15 protein-coding genes are annotated in these 18,872 nt (G+C 71.6%); 6 read left to right on the top strand and 9 right to left on the bottom strand.

From position 1 onward, the window contains the following. Positions 1 to 287: 287 nt before the first annotated feature. Positions 288 to 1,820 carry a M1 family metallopeptidase gene (locus tag ACGFYY_RS12380; RefSeq protein ID WP_393708735.1) on the top strand — a complete coding sequence of 511 codons (1,533 nt, stop codon included), beginning with the start codon at positions 288 to 290 and terminating at the stop codon, positions 1,818 to 1,820. 12 nt (positions 1,821 to 1,832) lie between these two features. Here ACGFYY_RS12380 and ACGFYY_RS12375 read toward each other — a convergent pair whose 3' ends face one another. Then, complete coding sequence (locus ACGFYY_RS12375; protein WP_365268535.1) at positions 1,833 to 2,729, bottom strand: oxygenase MpaB family protein; 897 nt, start codon at positions 2,727 to 2,729, stop codon at positions 1,833 to 1,835. Between the two features lie 131 nt (positions 2,730 to 2,860). On the opposite strand from ACGFYY_RS12375, the gene sph reads away from it, so the two are divergent. Continuing rightward, positions 2,861 to 3,853: a sphingomyelin phosphodiesterase gene (sph, locus tag ACGFYY_RS12370; protein WP_393708732.1), complete on the top strand. Its 993-nt coding sequence runs from the start codon at positions 2,861 to 2,863 to the stop codon at positions 3,851 to 3,853. 62 nt (positions 3,854 to 3,915) lie between these two features. Here the strand turns inward: sph and ACGFYY_RS12365 are convergent, their stop codons facing one another. Together ACGFYY_RS12365 and ACGFYY_RS12360 are read right to left on the bottom strand one after the other, a co-directional pair. Continuing rightward, positions 3,916 to 5,631, bottom strand: coding sequence for a BCCT family transporter (locus ACGFYY_RS12365; RefSeq protein WP_393708730.1), 1,716 nt, complete (start codon positions 5,629 to 5,631; stop codon positions 3,916 to 3,918). A 139-nt stretch (positions 5,632 to 5,770) separates the two neighbouring features. After that, positions 5,771 to 7,648: an AMP-dependent synthetase/ligase gene (locus ACGFYY_RS12360; RefSeq protein WP_393708728.1), complete on the bottom strand. Its 1,878-nt coding sequence runs from the start codon at positions 7,646 to 7,648 to the stop codon at positions 5,771 to 5,773. A gap of 85 nt (positions 7,649 to 7,733) precedes the next feature. Here ACGFYY_RS12360 and ACGFYY_RS12355 point away from each other — a divergent pair, with 85 nt between their 5' ends. Both ACGFYY_RS12355 and ACGFYY_RS12350 read left to right on the top strand, forming a co-directional pair. Then, positions 7,734 to 8,465: a MerR family transcriptional regulator gene (locus ACGFYY_RS12355; protein ID WP_393708726.1), complete on the top strand. Its 732-nt coding sequence runs from the start codon at positions 7,734 to 7,736 to the stop codon at positions 8,463 to 8,465. A gap of 52 nt (positions 8,466 to 8,517) precedes the next feature. Next, a complete protein-coding gene (locus tag ACGFYY_RS12350) occupies positions 8,518 to 9,192 on the top strand; it encodes a 1,4-alpha-glucan branching protein (RefSeq protein ID WP_393708724.1) in 675 nt (224 codons plus the stop codon). A gap of 54 nt (positions 9,193 to 9,246) precedes the next feature. Here ACGFYY_RS12350 and ACGFYY_RS12345 read toward each other — a convergent pair whose 3' ends face one another. The 5 genes from ACGFYY_RS12345 to ACGFYY_RS12325 form a co-directional block, all read right to left on the bottom strand. Beyond that, positions 9,247 to 11,418 (bottom strand): 3-hydroxyacyl-CoA dehydrogenase NAD-binding domain-containing protein, encoded by a 2,172-nt coding sequence (locus ACGFYY_RS12345; protein WP_393708722.1) that lies wholly within the window; start codon positions 11,416 to 11,418, stop codon positions 9,247 to 9,249. A 51-nt stretch (positions 11,419 to 11,469) separates the two neighbouring features. Continuing rightward, the gene (locus ACGFYY_RS12340) at positions 11,470 to 12,684 is read right to left on the bottom strand and encodes an acetyl-CoA C-acetyltransferase (protein WP_030008979.1); all 1,215 of its coding nucleotides are present in this window, start codon (positions 12,682 to 12,684) and stop codon (positions 11,470 to 11,472) included. 89 nt (positions 12,685 to 12,773) lie between these two features. Next, positions 12,774 to 13,916: an acyl-CoA dehydrogenase family protein gene (locus ACGFYY_RS12335; protein WP_365268515.1), complete on the bottom strand. Its 1,143-nt coding sequence runs from the start codon at positions 13,914 to 13,916 to the stop codon at positions 12,774 to 12,776. Positions 13,917 to 13,927: 11 nt separating this feature from the next. Beyond that, positions 13,928 to 14,953, bottom strand: a complete 1,026-nt coding sequence (locus ACGFYY_RS12330) for an LLM class F420-dependent oxidoreductase (protein WP_393708718.1) — start codon at positions 14,951 to 14,953, stop codon at positions 13,928 to 13,930. After that, complete coding sequence (locus ACGFYY_RS12325; protein WP_393708716.1) at positions 14,953 to 16,113, bottom strand: CaiB/BaiF CoA transferase family protein; 1,161 nt, start codon at positions 16,111 to 16,113, stop codon at positions 14,953 to 14,955. Before ACGFYY_RS12325 ends, ACGFYY_RS12330 begins: the two co-directional genes overlap by 1 nt. A gap of 268 nt (positions 16,114 to 16,381) precedes the next feature. On the opposite strand from ACGFYY_RS12325, the gene ACGFYY_RS12320 reads away from it, so the two are divergent. Continuing rightward, positions 16,382 to 17,581, top strand: coding sequence for a saccharopine dehydrogenase family protein (locus ACGFYY_RS12320; RefSeq protein ID WP_393708714.1), 1,200 nt, complete (start codon positions 16,382 to 16,384; stop codon positions 17,579 to 17,581). 60 nt (positions 17,582 to 17,641) lie between these two features. Here the strand turns inward: ACGFYY_RS12320 and ACGFYY_RS12315 are convergent, their stop codons facing one another. Continuing rightward, positions 17,642 to 18,319, bottom strand: a complete 678-nt coding sequence (locus tag ACGFYY_RS12315; protein WP_393708712.1) for an endonuclease V — start codon at positions 18,317 to 18,319, stop codon at positions 17,642 to 17,644. Between the two features lie 26 nt (positions 18,320 to 18,345). Here ACGFYY_RS12315 and ACGFYY_RS12310 point away from each other — a divergent pair, with 26 nt between their 5' ends. Then, positions 18,346 to 18,645 (top strand): YciI family protein, encoded by a 300-nt coding sequence (locus ACGFYY_RS12310; protein WP_365268501.1) that lies wholly within the window; start codon positions 18,346 to 18,348, stop codon positions 18,643 to 18,645. Positions 18,646 to 18,872 lie beyond the last annotated feature (227 nt).

The following is an 18,872-nucleotide window of genomic DNA, read 5'->3' as shown; positions in this document are numbered from 1 at the left end:
TCGATCCGGACGTTCCCGTGGGCGGGGTCGAGCGCTCGCCGGCGGCTTCGGGGCCGGGGCTCCGGGCGGCCGGGCCGCAGGCCGGGGCGGGTATGGCGCGGTGGGCGGTAGCCGCGCGGCCGGCCTCGACACCGTTCCACGCGCGGACGCGTGTCGGCCGAATGGCGATCGTGTGACAGCAGGGGCCATGGACATGACCTGAGCGGTCAAGGGTGAATACGGTCGAGCGACAAGGCCTTGGACCACTCTGTGAACCGATCTGTCTCCCCTACCACTTGGAGCCATTCGTGCACCGCAAAGTCATCGCCCCGAGCGTGCTCGCCGCTTCCCTCCTGCTGGTGATCCCGGCATCGGCGGCGGGTTCGGGTTCGGGCGCCCCGGGTATCGGCGATCCCTACTACCCGGCGAGCGGCAACGGCGGATACGACGTGTCGCACTACGACCTGCGCCTGCAGTACCAGCCGAAGACGGACCTGCTGGAGGGCACGGCCACCCTGCTGGCCACCGCCAAGCAGGACCTGTCCCGCTTCAACCTGGACTTCGGGCTCCAGGTCAGCGAGATCCGGGTCAACGGGGTCAAGGCGAAGTTCGCCACGTCCGGCTCCCACGAGTTGGAGGTCACCCCGGCGAAGCCGCTGGCGCGCAACACTCCCCTGTCCGTCGTCGTCAAGTACGCCGGCAAGCCCTCCGAGCTGAAGGTGGACGGCTGGACGGCCTGGCAGCGCACGCCCGACGGCGGGGTCGCGGCGCAGGAGCCCGACTCGGCGGTCTGGTGGTTCCCGAGCAACGACCACCCGCTGGACAAGGCCACCTTCGACGTCTCGATCAACGTGCCCGACGGCACCCAGGCGATCAGCAACGGCGTGCTGCAGTCCCAGACCTCACGCCTCGGCTGGACCCGGTACAACTGGCGTTCCAACAAGCCGCAGGCCACCTACCTGGCCACCCTCGCCGTCGGCAAGTTCGACATCACCACGGACAGGACGGCGAGCGGACTGCCGATCCTCAACGCGTACAGCAAGGACCTCGGCGACAACGCCGGCGCGGCCCGGGCGAGCGTGGAACGCACCGGGGAGGTCGCCGAGTGGCTGGAGGGGGTCTTCGGGCCGTACCCCTTCAACGCGCTGGGCGGCTACGTGCCGAACGTGACCGCCGGTTTCGCCCTGGAGACCCAGACGCGGCCGTTCTACGGTCCGGCGCAGTTCCGCAACGGCGCCAACGTCTCGGTGGTCGTGCACGAGCTGGCGCACCAGTGGTACGGCGACAGCGTGTCCGTCGAGGGGTGGAAGGACATCTGGATCAACGAGGGCTTCGCCCGCTACAGCCAGTGGCTGTGGTCGGAGAAGGAGGGCGAGGGCACGGCGCAGGAGCTGGCCGACTGGGCCTACGCCCTGCGCCCGGCCGAGGACACGTTCTGGCAGGTCAAGCCGGGTGACCCGGGTCCGGAGAACCAGTTCCACGGGGCCGTCTACGACCGAGGTGCCATCGCGCTGCAGGCGCTGCGCAACGAGATCGGCGACGAGAAGTTCTTCGAGATCCTCAAGGGCTGGCCGACCGAGCGGGCGTACGGCAACGCGAAGGTCGGGGACTTCGTCCGGTACGCCGAGAAGGTCTCGAAGAAGCCCCTCGCCCAGCTCTTCGAGACGTGGCTGTACACCCCGGGCAAGCCGGAGGCCTCGGCGCTCGCCCCGTCGGCGGCGGCCAAGCCCTCGGCCCGTTCACCGCAGTCCGCTCCGGCGAAGCCGGGGCAGCAGAAGGAGCCCAGGTCCTGGAAGAAGATCGCTGAGACGAACACGATCCACCAGCACGACGAGCACTGAGTCCGGGCCCCGTCAGCGGGCGGCGGCGCGCCGACGGGCGCGCGCCGCCCGCGCGATGGGCAGGTACCGCAACCGCTCGGGCAGCAGCGGTACGAGGAGTCGTACGGCCGTGCTGAACCGCCGGAGCGTGCGTTCCTGCGCCGGGCTCCACTCCAGCCCGATCGCGGCGCGGGCCTCGGGCGGCATGTAGCCGACGGTGACGAAGGCCCGTAGGCGCAGGAAGGCGGCGCGCAGCACCGGCCAGGTCAGCCGCAGCAGCAGGCGCAGGGCGGGCGAGTCGACCTCCGGCCGGGGCAGCCGGACCTCGGTGGAGATCAGCTCGCGGGCGACCGCGGTGGGTTCGATCTCCTCGGCCAGCATCCGGCCCCAGTAGGTCCAGTACTCCTCGATGCTCTGCGGCATGTCCCGGTCGCGCAGGCCGAGGATGCGCCCCACCTGGAGCCACTCCTGGTAGAGCTGCCGCTCCTGGGCGGGGGTGAAGCGGCGCAGCAGGTAGCGCCCCGCGTAGAGGTAGACCGGGAAGCCGGTGGCGTGGACCCAGGCGTAGCAGGCGGGGTCGAGGGAGTGGTAGCGGCGGCCGCGGGTGTCGGTGCCCTGGATGTCCTTGTGCAGGCGGCGCACCCGGCGCCCCTCCTCGGCGGCCTCCTCCCCGCCGTACACCCACAGCTGGACCGAGCGCAGGGAGCGCTCGCCGCGGCCCCAGGGGTCGGTGCGGAAGACGGAGTACTGGTCGACGCCGGCCGCGATCGCGGGGTGGGCGACCTGCATGGTGAAGGCGGCCGGCAGCATCAGCAGGGCCCGGACGTCACCGGCGATGGTCCACAGCACCCCGCCGGGCGGCGGCGGCTCGGGATCGGCGCGGCGCGCGGCCGCAGGTCCGGCGGGGTGTACGGAGTCCGTCTTCGTCATACGACAAGTATGCGAGCACCGGACGGCCGTCTCACGGACAGAAAGTCTCTGCACGGGTGTTACCCAGAGGTAACTGCTGCTGCTTGTATGACGGGCGTCGATCTTCCCCCGCAGGAATGATGGAGACCTCCATGCTGCTTTCCTCGCCCCGCTCGCGCCGCGCCGCCGCCACGGCCGTCGCCGCGGTCGCCGCAGGCGCGCTGGCCGCCACCACCGCGCCCGCCGCCTCGGCGGCGGAGACCGCCGCCGCGCAGCCGCGGCTCAGCGTCCTGTCGTACAACGTGTTCCTGATGAGCAAGAACCTGTACCCGAACTGGGGCCAGGACCACCGGGCCGCCGCGATCCCCAGGACCTCCTTCTACCAGGGTCACGACGTGGTCGTGCTCCAGGAGGCCTTCGACAACAGCTCCTCGGACGCGCTGAAGGCGAACTCCGCGGCGCAGTACCCGTACCAGACCCCGGTCGTGGGCCGCAGCAAGAGCGGTTGGGACGCCACGGGCGGCGCGTACTCCGCCACCACCCCGGAGGACGGCGGGGTCACGATCCTCAGCAAGTGGCCGATCCTGCGCAAGGAGCAGGTCGTCTACAAGGACGCCTGCGGCGCCGACTGGTGGTCCAACAAGGGCTTCGCCTATGTCGTGCTGAACGTGAACGGCACCAAGGTGCACGTGGTCGGCACGCACGCGCAGTCCACCGACCCGGGCTGCGGCGCGGGCGAGGCCGCGGAGATGCGTGCCCGTCAGTTCCGTGCCGTGGACGCCTTCCTGGACGGGAAGAACATCCCGGCGAGCGAGCAGGTCATCGTGGCGGGCGACCTGAACGTCGACTCGCGCACCCCCGAGTACGCGAGCCTGCTCGCCAACGCCGACCTGGCCGACTCCGACAGCCGCACCGGGCACCCGTACTCCTTCGACACCGCGCTGAACTCGATAGCGAACGACCGCTACCCGACCGACCCGCGTGAGGATCTGGACTACGTCCTCTACCGCAAGGGCAACGCCCGCCCGGCGGGTTGGGAGAACAACGTGGTCAAGGAGCAGTCGGCGCCCTGGACGGTCTCCAGCTGGGGCACCTCCTACACGTACACGAACCTCTCCGACCACTACCCGCTGATCGGACGCTGAGGGCGCGCCGGCGGACCGGGCCGGCCCTTCCCGGGCCGGTCCGGTCCGACAGCCCCGCCGGGTCAGCGCCGGTCGTCGGGCGGCGAGGACACCACCGGCGGCCGGTCCGCGTCCGCCTCCGGTTCGCCGGAGGGGCCGATGCGGATCTCGAACGCGCCGCCGTACTCCTCGTGGCCCGCGGCGACGGCCACCGCCACGGCCTCCTCCCCCTGTTCGCCCTGGATGATGAGGGGGTCCCGGCGCAGGTCGCGCATGAGTGCCACGCACATACCGATCATGACCACGGTGAACGGTGCCGCCACGAGGATCGTCAGGTTCTGCAGTCCGGCGAGCGCGTCGCCCTCGCCGTTGCCGATGAGCAGCATGACGGCCGCGACGGCGCCGGTGACCACTCCCCAGAAGACGACCACCGGCTTGGCCGGTTCGAGGACGCCCTTCTGCGAGAGCGTGCCCATCACGATGGAGGCGGCGTCCGCGCCGGAGACGAAGAAGATCGCGACGAGGACCATGACCAGCAGGCTCATCACGGTGGCGGCGGGGAACTGCTGGAGCAGTCCGAAGAGCTGTCCCTCGGGGGTGTTCTCGCGGGGGAGGTCGCCGCTTTCCTGGAGCTTCATGGCCGTGCCTCCGAAGACGCAGAACCACAGCAGGCTGACCGTGCTCGGTACGAGGATGACGCCGCCGATGAACTGCCGGATGGTGCGGCCGCGGCTGATCCGGGCGATGAACATGCCGACGAACGGGGTCCAGGAGATCCACCAGGCCCAGTAGAAGACCGTCCAGCTGCCCAGCCAGTCGGCGACCTCACCGGCGCCCGTGGCCTCGGTGCGACCCACGAGCTGCGGGAGGTCGCCGAGGTAGGCGCCCAGGGACGTGGGCAGGAGGTCGAGCACGATGATGGTCGGCCCGGCGATGAACACGAAGACCACGAGCACGAGGGCGAGCACCATGTTGATGTTCGACAGCCACTGGATGCCCCGCTCCACGCCGGAGACCGCGGACGCGACGAAAGCGACGGTCAGGACGGCGATGATCGCCACGAGGAGTCCGGTGCCGACCGAGTCCATCCACCCCAGCTGACTGATCCCGCTGCCGATCTGGAGGGCACCGAGGCCCAGCGAGGCGGCCGAGCCGAAGAGGGTGGCGAAGATCGCCACGATGTCGATGACCCGGCCGGCGCCGCCATGGGCGTGCCGGGCGCCGATCAGCGGCTCGAACACGGCACTGATCGTCTGGCGCCGGTCGCGACGGAAGGTGCTGTAGGCGATGGCGAGCCCGACGACCGCGTAGATGGCCCACGGGTGGAGCGTCCAGTGGAACAAGGTGGTGGCCATCGCCGTCTGCATCCGCTCGGCGGAATCGACCGGATGCGTGCCGGGCGGGGGCGTCCCGTAGTGCGCCAGGGGTTCGCTGACGCCGTAGAACATGAGCCCGATGCCCATGCCGGCGCTGAACATCATGGCGACCCAGGAGACGGTCCGGAACTCCGGGACCTCGTCCTCGTGGCCGAGGCGGATCCGGCCGTAGCGGCTGATCGCCAGCCAGAGGGCGAAGACCACGAAGCCGCTGGCGGCCAGCATGAAGGCCCAGCCGCCGTTGTGGATGAGCCCTTCGAGCAGGCTGCTCGACACGCTCTCCAGCGAGTCCGTCGCCACGGCGCCCCAGAGCACGAAGGCGAGGGTCAGGCCCGCGGTGACCCCGAAGACCACCTTGTCCGTGCGGGAAGACTGATCGGCCGGCAACGAAGCCCCCTTCCCCGAAGGGCTGGAACCGCACATCCTGACAGAGCATTATGTTCTCAACATTTAAGCCCATATCGGACGATGAGGGTCGCAGGGCGGCGGTGCGGCGGGTCCCACCGCTCCGCGGCACCGGTGCGGTGGGCTCGATCCCGCCCACCGCACCGGTGCGTCCGCGCTACGCGGACGCGTGCGGCTCCTGGTACGACTCCTCGTACGGCTCCTCGTACGGCTCCTCGTACAGGCCGTCGATCAGTGCGCCGTACTTGTCGCGGACCACCCGGCGGCGGAGCTTGAGCGAGGGCGTGAGTTCCCCGGTCTCGGGGCCCCACTCCTCGGTCAGCAGTCGGTACCGCTTGATCTGCTCGGTCCGGTTGAGCCGGGCGTTCGCCGCCTCCACCGCACGGGCGATCTCCTCCCGGACGGTGGGGTGCGCGGCGAGCTCGGTCAGGGAGGCCGCGTCGATGCCGCGGGCGGCGGCCCAGACCGGCGCCAGCTCCGGGTCCAGGACCAGCAGGGCGACGAGGTAGGAGCGGCCGTCGCCGTGCACGAGCGCCTGGCCGATCAGCGGGTTCTCCTTGACCGTGTTCTCCACCAGGGCGGGCGAGACGTTCTTGCCGTTCGAGGTGATGATCAGTTCCTTCTTGCGGTCGGTCAGCCAGAGGAACCCGTCCTCGTCGACCCGCCCGATGTCACCCGTGGGGAACCACCCCTCGGTGTCCGCGGCGCTCTCCACCGAGCCGTCCGGCCGCAGGTAGCCACCGAAGACGGTCGCCCCACGGGTGAGGATCTCCCCGTCCTCGGCCAGCCGCAGCTCCAGCCCCTCGATCGGGCGGCCCACCGAGCCGAGCCGGAAGCCGTCCGGGCTGTTGACCGTGCACACCCCCGAGGTCTCGGTGAGCCCCCAGGCGTCCATGATCGTGATGCCCCAGCCCGCCCAGAAGCGGACCACGTCGATCGGCATCGGCGCGGTGGCGCTGGCCGTCCACATCAGCCGGTCCATTCCCGCGAGCCGCAGCAGCGGGTCCAGCACCTGCTCCTTGGCCCCGGCGTACGAGGCTTCGAGCGCGGCCGGCACCTCCTCGCCCCGCTCCCGGTGGGCGGCCCGGGCGCGGGCCAGGTCGTTCGCCGCCTCGATGGCCGCGCGCTGCGCCTCGGGAAGCCGGGCGAGGACCGCGCGGACCGAGGCGGCGAGCTTCTCCCACACCCGGGGCACCCCGAAGAACTGCACCGGGCGCAGCTCACGGACCGCCCCCGACACGGCGGCGGGATCCGCGCACAGCCGTACGTGCGAGGCCCTCAGCAGGGGCAGGTAGATCCCGAGCACCCGCTCGGCAATGTGGGCGAAGGGCAGGTAGCAGATGTGCTCGGCGTGCTCGGGCAGCTCCACGTGCCGATCGAGGCGGATCGCCTGGAGCATGAGGTTGCGGTGCGTCAGCCGCACGCCCTTCGGGTCCCCGGTGGTCCCTGAGGTGTAGACGACCGTCAGCGGGTCCTCGGGGCGCGTCTCCCGCCAGGCCTTCTCGAAGGCGTCGGCGCGGTGGAGCCGGACCCCGCCGGCGTGCAGGGAGCCGTAGGTGGAGTGCGCTCCGGCCTCGGCGGCCTCGGCCACGACGAGCCGCTCCAGGGGCACGTCGGGGTCGGCCAGCAGCGGTTCCCACCGCAGGAGTTCGCGGGCGCCCTCGACGACGGCGACCCGGGCGCGGCTGTGCCGGGCGATGTGGGCGATCTGCTCGGGCGCGGAGGTCCCGTACACGGTGACGGGTACGGCGCCGAGGTGGACGAGGGCGAGGTCGCTGAGCCAGTGCTCGGGGCGGTTGCCCATCATCATCAGCACGTGTTCGCCGCGCTCGACACCGAGCGCGGCGTATCCGGAGGCGAGGACGGCGACCTTGCGGCGCACCTCGCCCCAGGTGAGGGTCGTCCACCCGTCGGCGTCGGGGCCGGACCGCCAGGACAGGGCGGGGAGCTCCCTGTACTCGGCGGCGTTGCGGGCCAGCAGGGCCGGCAGGGTGATCTCTTCGGGTCGTCCGGGCAGTCGCAGGTTCGTGGTCATGGGCAGCTCCTGGCCGTTTCACATCGTTGGTGCGACAGCAATACTGTTGAACCCAAGCTGTGGAGCAGAGAGCGAGGCGCAGACGATGGCCGACCAGGCACCCGAGCCGATGCTCACCGTCGACGAGCTGGCGGCCAGGGCGGGGGTCACCGTGCGCACCGTTCGTTTCTACAGCACCCGCGGGCTTTTGCCCCCTCCCGTGATCGGCCCTCGTCGGGTGGGGCACTACGGACCGGAACACCTGTCGCGGTTGGCCCTGATCGAGGAGCTCCAGCACCAGGGCATGACCCTGTCCGCCATCGAGCGCTATCTGGACGCGTTGCCCGACGACCTGAGCGCCCACGACCTGGCGATCCACCGGGCGATGGTGGCCAGTTGGGCTCCGGACGCGGCCCAGACGGTGTCGCGGGAGGAGCTGGAGAAGCGGGCGGGGCGGAACCTGTCGGACACCGATGTCCGGCGGCTGACGGCGATGAACGTGCTCGCCGCCGCGGGGGACGGGTTCCGGGTGGACGTGGGGCTGCTGAGGCTCGGGGTCGCGCTGCTCGACGTACCGATCGCCCACGAGACGATCCTGGCGGCGCGCGGGGTGCTGATGGAGCACACCAGGTCGGCGGCGCACGAGTTGACGGCGCTGTTCCGGGACGAGGTGTGGGGGCCTTTCACCCGGGACGAGAGCGATCCGGAGCGGGTGGAGTCGATGAAGGCGCTCTCCGCGCACATGCAGCCGATGGTGGTCCAGGCGCTGGTGACGGCCTTCCAGCGGTCGCTACGGGAGGAACTGCGGGCGGCGTTCGCCTCGGAACCGGAGGTTTAGGGCGGCCCGATCGGCCGGTCGTCACCGCTGCCGCCCGGGTAGGTTGCGGATCATGGCTGTCATCCACCGCACCACCATGTCGCCCGGCAAGCTCGAACTCCTGGCCGGCTGGTTGCCCCCGCGCCCCTGGTACCGGGGCGGGTCGGGCCCTCCCCAGCTCGCCAAGGCCGGTGGTTTCCGGCTCGACGACCGCGAGGGTGAGGTGGGCATCGAGTTCATGGTGGTCACCGACACCGCCGGGGACGGACCGGTGAGCTACCTGGTCCCGCTGACCTACCGCGGAGCACCGCTGAAGGGCGCCGAGGACGGCCTGATCGGCACCTCCGAGCACGGGGTGCTGGGCCGTCGCTGGATCTACGACGGGGCCCACGACCCGGTCCTGGTCGAGCAGTTGCTGTCCCTGCTCGCGGGCCGTACGACGGCCCAGGACCAGAACGAGAACGACACCCCCGACCCGACGGTCGAGGTCCTCGGCGAGGGGGCCGGGGTGCCGCACGGCCTGACCGGCCCCGGGACGGTGACGGACACCGCCGACGCGAGCCTCGTCACCATGGGCCCGCTGATGTCGGAAGGCCCGGTGTCGACCCTGACCGTGTCCCGCGTGCTGCACGACGGTGGCGCCACGGCGGGTGACGGCGCGGGGCGACGGGTCCTGGCCGGCTGGACCGCCCCGGACGGCTCCCGACGGCACGGGGTGTTCGCCCACCTGGCCGTGTCCGAGGGCTGACCGGAGGAACACCTCGGGCCCGCCCCTGCGGGCGGGCCCGAGGCCGTCACCGGATCAGTCGGCGTAGGTCTCGCCGCGCTCCGCCTTCGCGACCAGCGAGGCCGGCGGGATGAAGCGCTCGCCGTACGTGTCGGCGAGCTCGCGAGCCCGGGCCACGAAGCCGGACAGGCCGCCCTCGTAGCCGTTGATGTACTGGATCACGCCGCCCGTCCAGGCCGGGAAGCCGATGCCCATGATGGAGCCGATGTTGGCGTCGGCGATCGAGGTGAGCACGCCCTCGTCGAGGCAGCGGACGGTGTCCAGGGCCTCGGAGAAGAGCATCCGCTCCTTCATGTCCTCGAACGGGATCTCGTACCCGGGCTTGGCGAAGTGCTCGCGCAGGCCCGGCCAGATGCGGGCGCGCTTGCCGGCCTCGTCGTACTCGTAGAAGCCCGCCCCGCCGCTGCGCCCGGGGCGCCCGAACTCGTCCACCATGCGGTCGATGACCGCGTCGGCGGGGTGCTCGGTCCACGCCTTGCCCTCGGCCTCGAAGGCCTTGCGGCTCTCGTTGCGGATCTTGCGCGGCAGGGTGAGGGTCAGCTCGTCCATCAGCGAGAGCACCTTGGCCGGGTACCCGGCCTGGGCGGCGGCCTGCTCGATCGAGGCGGGCTCGGCGCCCTCGCCGATCATCGCGACGCCCTCGTTGATGAACTGGCCGATGACGCGCGAGGTGAAGAAGCCGCGCGAGTCGTTGACCACGATCGGGGTCTTGTTGATCTGGCGGACCAGGTCGAAGGCGCGGGCGATGGCCTCGTCGCCCGTCCGCTCCCCCTTGATGATCTCCACCAGCGGCATCTTGTCGACCGGCGAGAAGAAGTGCAGCCCGATGAAGTCGACCGGCCGCGAAACACCTTCCGCGAGGCCCGTGATGGGCAGCGTGGAGGTGTTGGAGCACAGCAGCGCGTCCGGCTCGATGACGTCCTGGATCTCCTGGAACACCTTGTGCTTGAGGGCGGTGTCCTCGAAGACGGCCTCGATGACGGCGTCGCAGCCCGCGAGGTCGGCCGCGTTCGCGGTCGGGGTGATCCGGGCGAGCAGCTCGGCGCGCGCGGCCTCGGTGGTCCGGCCCCGGGAGAGCGCCTTGTCGAGCAGCTTCTCGGAGTACGCCTTGCCCTTGGCGGCGGCCTCGGCGGTGACGTCCTTGAGCACCACCTCGATGCCCGCGCGGGCACAGGAGTAGGCGATGCCCGCGCCCATCATCCCGGCGCCGAGGACGGCGACCTTGCGGACCTTGCGCGGCGCGACGCCCTGCGGGCGGCTGCGGCCCGCGTTGACGGCCTGGAGGTCGAAGAAGAACGCCTGGATCATGTTCTTGGCCGTCTGGCCGGTGACCAGCTCGGTGAAGTAGCGGGCCTCGATGGTCAGCGCGGTCTCGAAGTCCACCTGGGAGCCCTCGACGGCGCAGGCCAGGATGTTGCGCGGCGCCGGGTACGGGGCCCCGTTCAGCTGCTTCTTCAGGTTGGCCGGGAAGGCCGGGAGGTTGGCGGCGAACCGCGGGTTGGACGGCGTACCGCCCGGGATCTTGTAGCCGGGTACGTCCCAGGGCTGCTTCGACTCGGGGTTCGCGTCGATGAAGGCGCGGGCCTTGGTCAGCATCTCCTCGGGGGTGGTGGCCAGTTCGTGCACGAGGCCGTTGTCCAGGGCGCGCTGCGGGGTGTACTGGGTGCCCTGGAGCAGGACCTTGAGCAGCGCGTCGGCGATGCCCATCAGGCGCACGGTACGGGTGACACCACCACCGGCGGGGAGCAGGCCCAGGGTGACCTCGGGCAGGCCGATCTTGGAGCCGGGCGCGTCGAGGGCGACGCGGTGGTGGGAGGCGAGGGCGATCTCGTAACCGCCGCCGAGGGCCGCGCCGTTGATGGCGGCGACGACGGGCTTGCCGAGGGTCTCGATGCGGCGCAGCGAGCGCTTGATCTCGGTGCCGGTGTCGAAGGCGATCTGCGCGTGCTCCGGGCGGAGCCGGATCATGTCCTTGAGGTCGCCGCCGGCGAAGAAGGTCTTCTTGGCGGAGGTGTAGATGATGCCGCGGATGGAGTCCTTCTCGGCCTCGGCGCGGTCGGCGATCGCCGCGATGGAGTCCTTGAAGGCCTGGTTCATCGTGTTGGCGGACTGGTCGGGGTCGTCGAGGATCAGGGTGACGACGCCGGTCTCGTCCTGTTCCCAGCGGATCGTGGTGGACTCGCTCATGGTCACTGCTTTCGTTTCGGAAGGTCCGGTGGGCAGGGGGAACAGGACGGATCAGAGGCGTTCGACGATGGTGGCGACGCCCATGCCGCCGCCGACGCACAGGGTGACGAGCCCGTAGCGCTTGTCCTGGCGCTCCAGCTCGTCGACGATCGTGCCGAGGATCATCGCGCCGGTGGCGCCGAGCGGGTGGCCGAGCGCGATGGCGCCGCCGTTGACGTTGACCTTGTCGAGGGACAGGCCCATGTCCTTGACGAAACGCAGGACGACGCCCGCGAAGGCCTCGTTGATCTCGACGAGGTCGATGTCGTCGATGGTCAGTCCGGCCTTGGCGAGGGCCTTGCGGGTGGCGGGGGCGGGCCCGGTGAGCATGATGGTGGGCTCGGAGCCGGAGACGGCCGCCGAGACGATCCGGGCGCGCGGGGTCAGACCGTTGCGCTCGCCCGCCTCGCGGGAGCCGATCGCGACGAGCGAGGCGCCGTCGACGATGCCGGAGGAGTTGCCCGCGTGGTGGACGTGGTCGATCTTCTCGACCCAGTGGTACTTCTGCAGCGCGACCGCGTCGAAGCCGCCGAGCTCGCCGATGTCGGCGAAGGAGGGCTTCAGCTTGGCGAGGGTGTCGGCGGTGGTGCCGGGGCGGACGAACTCGTCGTGGTCCAGGACGATCAGGCCGTTGCGGTCGGTGACCGGGACCACGGACTTCGCGAAGCGGCCGTCCTTGATGGCGGCGGCGGCCCGCTCCTGCGACAGGGCCGCGTACTCGTCGACGTCGCGCCGGGAGAAGCCCTCGATGGTGGCGATCAGGTCGGCGCCGATGCCCTGCGGGACGAAGCCGGTGTCCCAGTTGGTCATCGGGTCGGCGAACCAGGCACCGCCGTCGGAGGCCATGGGCACGCGGGACATGGACTCCACGCCACCGGCGAGGACCAGGTCCTCCCAGCCGGAGCGGACCTTCGCGGCGGCCAGGTTGACGGCCTCCAGGCCGGAGGCGCAGAAGCGGTTCTCCTGTACGCCGGCCACGGTGTCCGGGAGTCCGGCGGCGATGGCCGCGATACGGGCGATGTCGGAGCCCTGGTCGCCGACCGGGCCGACGACGCCGAGCACGATGTCGTCGATGGTGGCGGGGTCGAGGCCCGGGTTGCGCTCGCGCAGGGCGTCGATGAGTCCGACGACCAGGTCGATCGGCTTGGTGCCGTGCAGGGCGCCATTGGCCTTGCCGCGGCCGCGCGGGGTGCGGATCGCGTCGTATACGTAAGCTTCGGTGCTCACTGGTCAAGCCTTTCGGAGGTGTCCAAGGAGGAGGTGTCCAGGGGGAGGTGTCGAGGAGGAGGCCTCGAAGAGGAGGCGTCGAGGGGAGGTCAGCCGAGCAGGGACCGGCCGATGATCTCCTTCATGATCTCGGTCGTGCCTCCGTAGATGGTCTGGATGCGACCGTCGGTGAAGGCGCGGGCGACCCGGTATTCGGTCATGTAGCCGTAGCCGCCGTGCAGTTGCAGGCAGCGGTCGGCGACGCGCTTCTGCAGTTCGGTGGCCCACCACTTGGCCATCGAGGCGTGCACGTGGTCCAGTTCGCCGTTGGAGTGGTCGGTGATGCAGCGGTCGAGGAAGGTCCGGGTGACGGCGACCTCGGTGGCCATCTCCGCTATCTCGAACCGGATGTGCTGGAGCTTGGCCAGCGGCCGCCCGAAGGCCTCGCGCTCCTTCACGTAGCGGGTGGTGATCTCCAACAGGTGCTCGGCGGCGGCGATGCCGGCCATGGCGATGCCCATCCGCTCCTGGGCGAGGTTGGTCATCAGGTGGACGAAGGCGCCGTTCAGCTCACCGAGCAGGTTCTCCTTCGGGACGCGTACGTCGTCGAAGAACAGCTCGGCGGTGTCCTGGGACTTCTGGCCGATCTTGTCGAGGTTGCGGCCGCGCTCGAAGCCCTCCGTGCCGCGCTCGACGACCAGCAGCGACAGGCCGTGCGCCCCGCCCTCGGGGGTGGTCTTCGCGACCACGATCACCAGGTCGGCGAGGATGCCGTTGGAGATGAACGTCTTGGAACCGTTCAACACCCAGTGGTCGCCGCGGTCCTCGGCGGTGGTCCGGATGCCCTGGAGGTCGGAGCCGGCGCCCGGTTCGGTCATCGCGATGGCGGTGATGGTCTCCCCGGAGCAGAAGCCGGGCAACCAGCGGCGCTTCTGCTCCTCGGTGGCGAGCGAGGTCAGGTAGGGCCCGATGATGTCGTTGTGCAGGCCGATGGCCAGGCCGGGGGCGCCCGCGCGGGTGAACTCCTCGGCGATCACGGCGGCGTAGCGGAAGTCGGTGTTCCCGCCACCGCCGTACTCCTCCGGGACGGCGAGGCCCAGCAGCCCCTGCCGGCCCGCGGCCCGCCAGGCCTCGCGGCTGACGATGCCGTCCTTCTCCCACTGCTCGTAGTGCGGCAGCACCTCCTTGCCGAGGAAGGTGCGTACGGTCTCGCGGAACGCCTCGTGGTCGGCGTCGAAGATCTGGCGTTTCATCGGACGGCTCCCTAAAGCCAGTTCTTGACGGTTTCGATCAGCTTGGCCGGCTCGGGCCCGACCGGGGTGACGTTGAGCATGGTGACGCCCGCCTCCCGGAAGGCCTCGACGCGCTCGCGTACGTAGCCCTCGGGCCCGCACAGCGTCATCAGCTCGCAGAACTCGTCCGGGACGGCGGCGGCGGCGTCGCGCTTGCGCCCGGCGAGGTACAACTCCTGGATCCGCCGGGCCTCTTCCTCGTATCCGTAGGCGACGGCCAGGTCGTTGTAGAAGTTCTTGCCGACCGCGCCCATCCCGCCGACGTACAGCGCGATCTGCGGGCGCGCGAGGTCCCGTACGGCCGCCGCGTCCGCGCCGATGGCCAGCAGGCCGCCCGCGACGGTCTGCAGCGGGCCGAGCTCCGGCGCGCGCTCTGCCGTGCCCTCGGCGAGCGGGCCGCCCCATACGGCGGCGGCCTTCTCGGGGATGAAGAGGGTGGGCAGCCAGCCGTCCGCGATCTCGGCGGTCATCCGCACGTTGACCGGGCCGAGCGAGGCGATGTACACGGGCACGGTGGGGCGCACCGGCCGGGTGAGGATCTTCAGCGGCTTACCGAGCCCGGTGCCCCGGTCCGGGGGTAGCGGCATGTGGGTGATGCCGTGGTGGTCGATCGTCTCGCGGCGCCAGATGCGCCGGCACAGCTCGACCGTCTCGCGGGTCCGGCCGAGCGGCTTGTCGTACGGCATCCCGTGCCAGCCCTCGACGACCTGCGGTCCGGAGGCCCCGAGACCGAGCATCGCCCGGCCGCCCGAGAGCGCGTCGAGGCCCGCGGCGGTCTGGGCGATGAGGCCGGGGGTGCGCGAGTAGACGTTGAGGATCGCCGAGCCGATCTTCAGCCGTTCGGTGCGGGCGGCGAGGTAACCCATGATCGTCGGGGAGTCGAACCCCCATGCCTCGGCCACCCATACGGCGTCGAGCCCGGCCGACTCCAGCGCGGCCGCCTGGTCGGCGGCCCGGCGCGGGTCCCCGGCGTAGTCGAGCATCATGGACAGTTCCATCAGTTCTCCCCCTTCTCCCGCACGAGCAGTGCCGGCACGTCCCAGTCGGCCGCGACCGACCCGGTGTGCGCACCCGGCCGCGCCGGTCCTGTGGTGAGGGCGCCCGGGGTCGTCGAGAAGCGCGGTGCGGGCGCGGGCTGGACGATCCCGCCGAAGTCGGTGAAGGTCCCGCGGGCGGCGAGGTGCGGGTGGTCCGGGGCCTCGCGCAGCGAGAGCACGGGCGCCACGCAGGCGTCGCTCCCCTCGAAGACGGCCGTCCATTCCGCGCGCGTACGGGTTCTGAAGCGCTCGGCGACGACCTCCCGCAGTTCGCCCCAGCGGGCGAGGTCCTTGCGGGCCGGGGCCCGGTCCTGGATGCCGAGGAGCTCGACGAAGGTGTCGTAGAACTGCTGCTCCAGCGCGCCGACCGCCATGTGGCCGCCGTCCGAGGTCTCGTAGGTGCCGTAGAAGGGGCAGCCGCCGTCGAGGAGGTTGGCCCCTCGGCGGTCCTGCCAGCCGCCCGCCGCCATCATGCCGTGGATCATGGCGGTGAGGTGGGCGGTGCCGTCGACGATGGCCGCGTCGACGACCTGGCCGGTACCGGTGGCGCGGGCGTGGTGCAGGGCGGCGAGGACCCCGATCACGAGGTAGAGCGAGCCGCCCGCGTAGTCCCCGACCAGGTTGGCGGGGACGGCCGGCGGCTCGCCCGGCTTTCCGATCATGCCGAGGGCGCCGGTGACGGCGATGTACGCGATGTCGTGCCCGGCGGTCTCGGCGAGCGGGCCGTCCTGGCCCCAGCCGGTCATCCGGCCGTAGACGAGCTTCGGATTGCGGGCGTGGCACTCGGCCGGTCCGACCCCGAGGCGCTCGGCCACCCCCGGCCGGAACCCCTCGACGAGCACGTCGGCCCGTTCGACCAGGTCCAGGACGCGGGCGGGCCCGTCGGCGGACTTGAGGTCGAGCAGGACGGAGCGTTTGCCGCGGTTGGTGATGTCGTAGGCCGGATCGACCGCGAGCCCGCCGCCGCCAGGCCGGTCCACCCGTACGACGTCGGCGCCCAGGTCGGCGAGGAGCATGGCCGCGAACGGTCCGGGGCCGATGCCCGCCAGCTCGACGACGCGCACCCCGGCGAGCGGGCCGGGCCCGCTCGCGTCCCGGTTCCCGTTCCCTGTCACTGCCATCGGGCCCCCAGCGGCTCTGGTGTGCATGGTGTGCGTGGTGTGCGGCTATGTGACACAACTGATGTAACACCAGTGATGCTAGGAACGTGTTCCATCGAACACAAGCCCCCCGGGCGGGGCTCCTGGGGGATCGCGCCGCCCCGGAGTCTCCGGCTCCGCGCGTCGTTCTCCCCCGCCCGGCGCGCCGTACCCCGCTCGTACCCGCCCGTGCCGGCGGCCGGGCGTCACGCTAGCCTCGGCCACCGACACCCCCTGGGAGGAGCCGCTCATGAACGCAACTGTCCCGCACGACCGGCCGGAACGCGCCTATGACGTCGTGTTGTTCGGCGCCACCGGGTTCGTGGGCGCGCTCACCGCCGAGTACCTCGCCGCGCACGCGCCCGCCGGCTGCCGGTGGGCCCTCGCCGGCCGGGACACCGCGAAGCTGGAGCGGCTGCGCGAACGGCTGGCCTCGATCGACCCGGCGTGCGCGCGGCTGCCGCTGCTGCGGGCCGACGCCCAGGATCCCGCGGCCGTGCGCGAGCTGGCCGCGTCCACCCGGGTACTGGCCACGACCGTGGGACCGTACATCTGGTACGGGGCCGAGCTGGTGGCCGCGTGCGCCGAGTCGGGCACGGACTACGTGGACCTCACCGGCGAGCCCGAGTTCGTGGACCGCATGTACGTCGAGCACGACGCACGGGCCCGGGAGACCGGGGCCCGGATCGTGCACGCCTGCGGCTTCGACTCGATCCCGGCCGACCTCGGCGCGTACTTCACGGTCCGGCAGCTGCCGCAGGGGGTACCGCTGGCGGTCGACGGGTTCATGCGGTCCAACGCCTTCTTCTCCGGCGGCACCCTGGCCTCCGCGCTGACCGCCCTGAGCCGCGGCCCCCAGACCCTGGCCGCGGCGCGCGAGCGCCGGCTGCACGAGCCCCGGCTGCTGGGGCGGCGGGCCCGCGGTCCGGTGGGGGTACCGCGCTTCAGCCGGGAGACCGGTACATGGGCGATGCCGCTGCCCTCGCTGGACCCGCGGATCGTGGCCCGGTCGGCGGCCGCGCTGGAGCGGTACGGCCCGGACTTCCGCTACCGGCACTACGCCTCCGTCCAGCACCTGCCCGTCGCGGTGGGCGGTACGGCGGCGCTCGGCGCGACGGTGGCGCTGGCCCAGGTGCCGCCGGCCCGGCGGTGGCTGATGAACCGCTGGGAGCCGGGCCAGGGGCCGGACGCGGAACGCCGCGCACGCAGCTGGTTCACCGTGCGGTTCGTGGGCGAGGGCGGCGGCCGGCGCGTGTTCACCGAGGTCGCGGGCGGCGACCCCGGCTACGGGGAGACGGCGAAGATGCTGGCCGAGTCGGCGCTGTGCCTCGCCCACGACGCCCTGCCGGAGGTGGCCGGACAGCTGACGACGGCCGTGGCGATGGGCGACGCCCTGATCGCCCGCCTCCAGAAGGCCGGGATCACCTTCCGGGTGGCGGACGCCCGCTGACGGGCGGGGTCCCGTGGACCCGACCCGGGTGCAGGCGGCCCGGGGGCAGGCCCGGGTGGGTCAGGAGGCCTCCCGCAGCGCCTTGCGGCACAGGGAGTCGGCGTGGCGGGTGGTCTCGGGGATCCGGAAGCGGGGGCTCAGCGCCAGGGCGTGCGCGCAGGCGTTGTCCAGCGAGACCCGGTGCCCGACGGACACGTAGACCGGCTTGATCCCGTCCTGCGTGCGCAGCGCCCGCCCGACCTCGGTCCCGTCGGCCGCGAGCAGCGCGGCGCCGTCGCCCCGCCGGGCGCCCGGTTCCTCGTAGGTGAAGGTGAACGGGTTCTTCGCGACGCCGATGGTCGGGAGCCCGGTGACCACCCCGAGGTGGCAGGCGAGTCCGAAGCCACGGGGGTGCGCGAGGCCGTAGCCGTCGCAGACGACGAGGCCGGGACCGGTCCTCAGGGAGTCGAGGGCGGCCAGTACGGTCGGCAGCTCGCGGAAGGCGAGCAGCCCGGGCACGTAGGGGAAGCTGACGTGCCCGACGGCGGTGGCCTCCTCGACGACCTCCAGGGTGGCGGCGTCGAGCACCACGGCCGCGGCCGCGACCAGGTCGCGCGCGTCGTCGTAGGCGACGTCGACTCCCGTGACGAGGCCGCTGCCGGGTGGCGGGCCGGGCTCGGTGAGCACGACCTGGTGGCGTAGTTCGTCCTGTATCGCCCGGGCCTCGGCCTCGTCGGCGGGGGTCTTCACACTCGTCATGATGGAGCGAGAGTAGCCTGGCGATCATGTTCGTCATGGAGCTCACCTACACCGCCCCCATCGAGTCCGTCGAAGAACAGCTGGACGCTCACAACGCCTGGCTGGACGGCTACTACGCCGCCGGAATCTTCCTCGCGTCGGGGCGCAAGGTCCCGCGTGACGGCGGGGTGATCCTGGCCGGTGGGGTGTCCCGGGCCGAGATCGAGCGGATCTCGGCCGAGGACCCCTTCACCCTGGCGGGCGTCTGCACCTACTCCATCACCGAGTTCCTCGCCACGAAGACCTCCGCGGACCTGGCGACGGTACGGGAGAACCCGGTCGTCTAGGCCGTCTCCTCCGGATCTTGACTGACCCGCGCCGCCCGGCACCACACCTCGTCCCCTGGACTCCGTCCGGGGGACCCCCGGGTTGTCGAGGCACCCGAGTACGTCCGGTACACGGGCGCCTCTCCGCCTTGCGATGCTTCCCCCCGGCCCTGGCGGGCCTGGGGAGACCCCGTGGCACCGGACGACGCGGGCTCGATCGGCACGATCCGAAAGGGACGACCAGGTGC

It is taken from the genome of Streptomyces sp. NPDC048331 (assembly GCF_043201215.1).
GTDB lineage: Bacteria > Actinomycetota > Actinomycetes > Streptomycetales > Streptomycetaceae > Streptomyces.
Note: the sequence above shows the minus strand (reverse complement) of the source record. Positions and strands in the feature narration are given on the sequence as shown.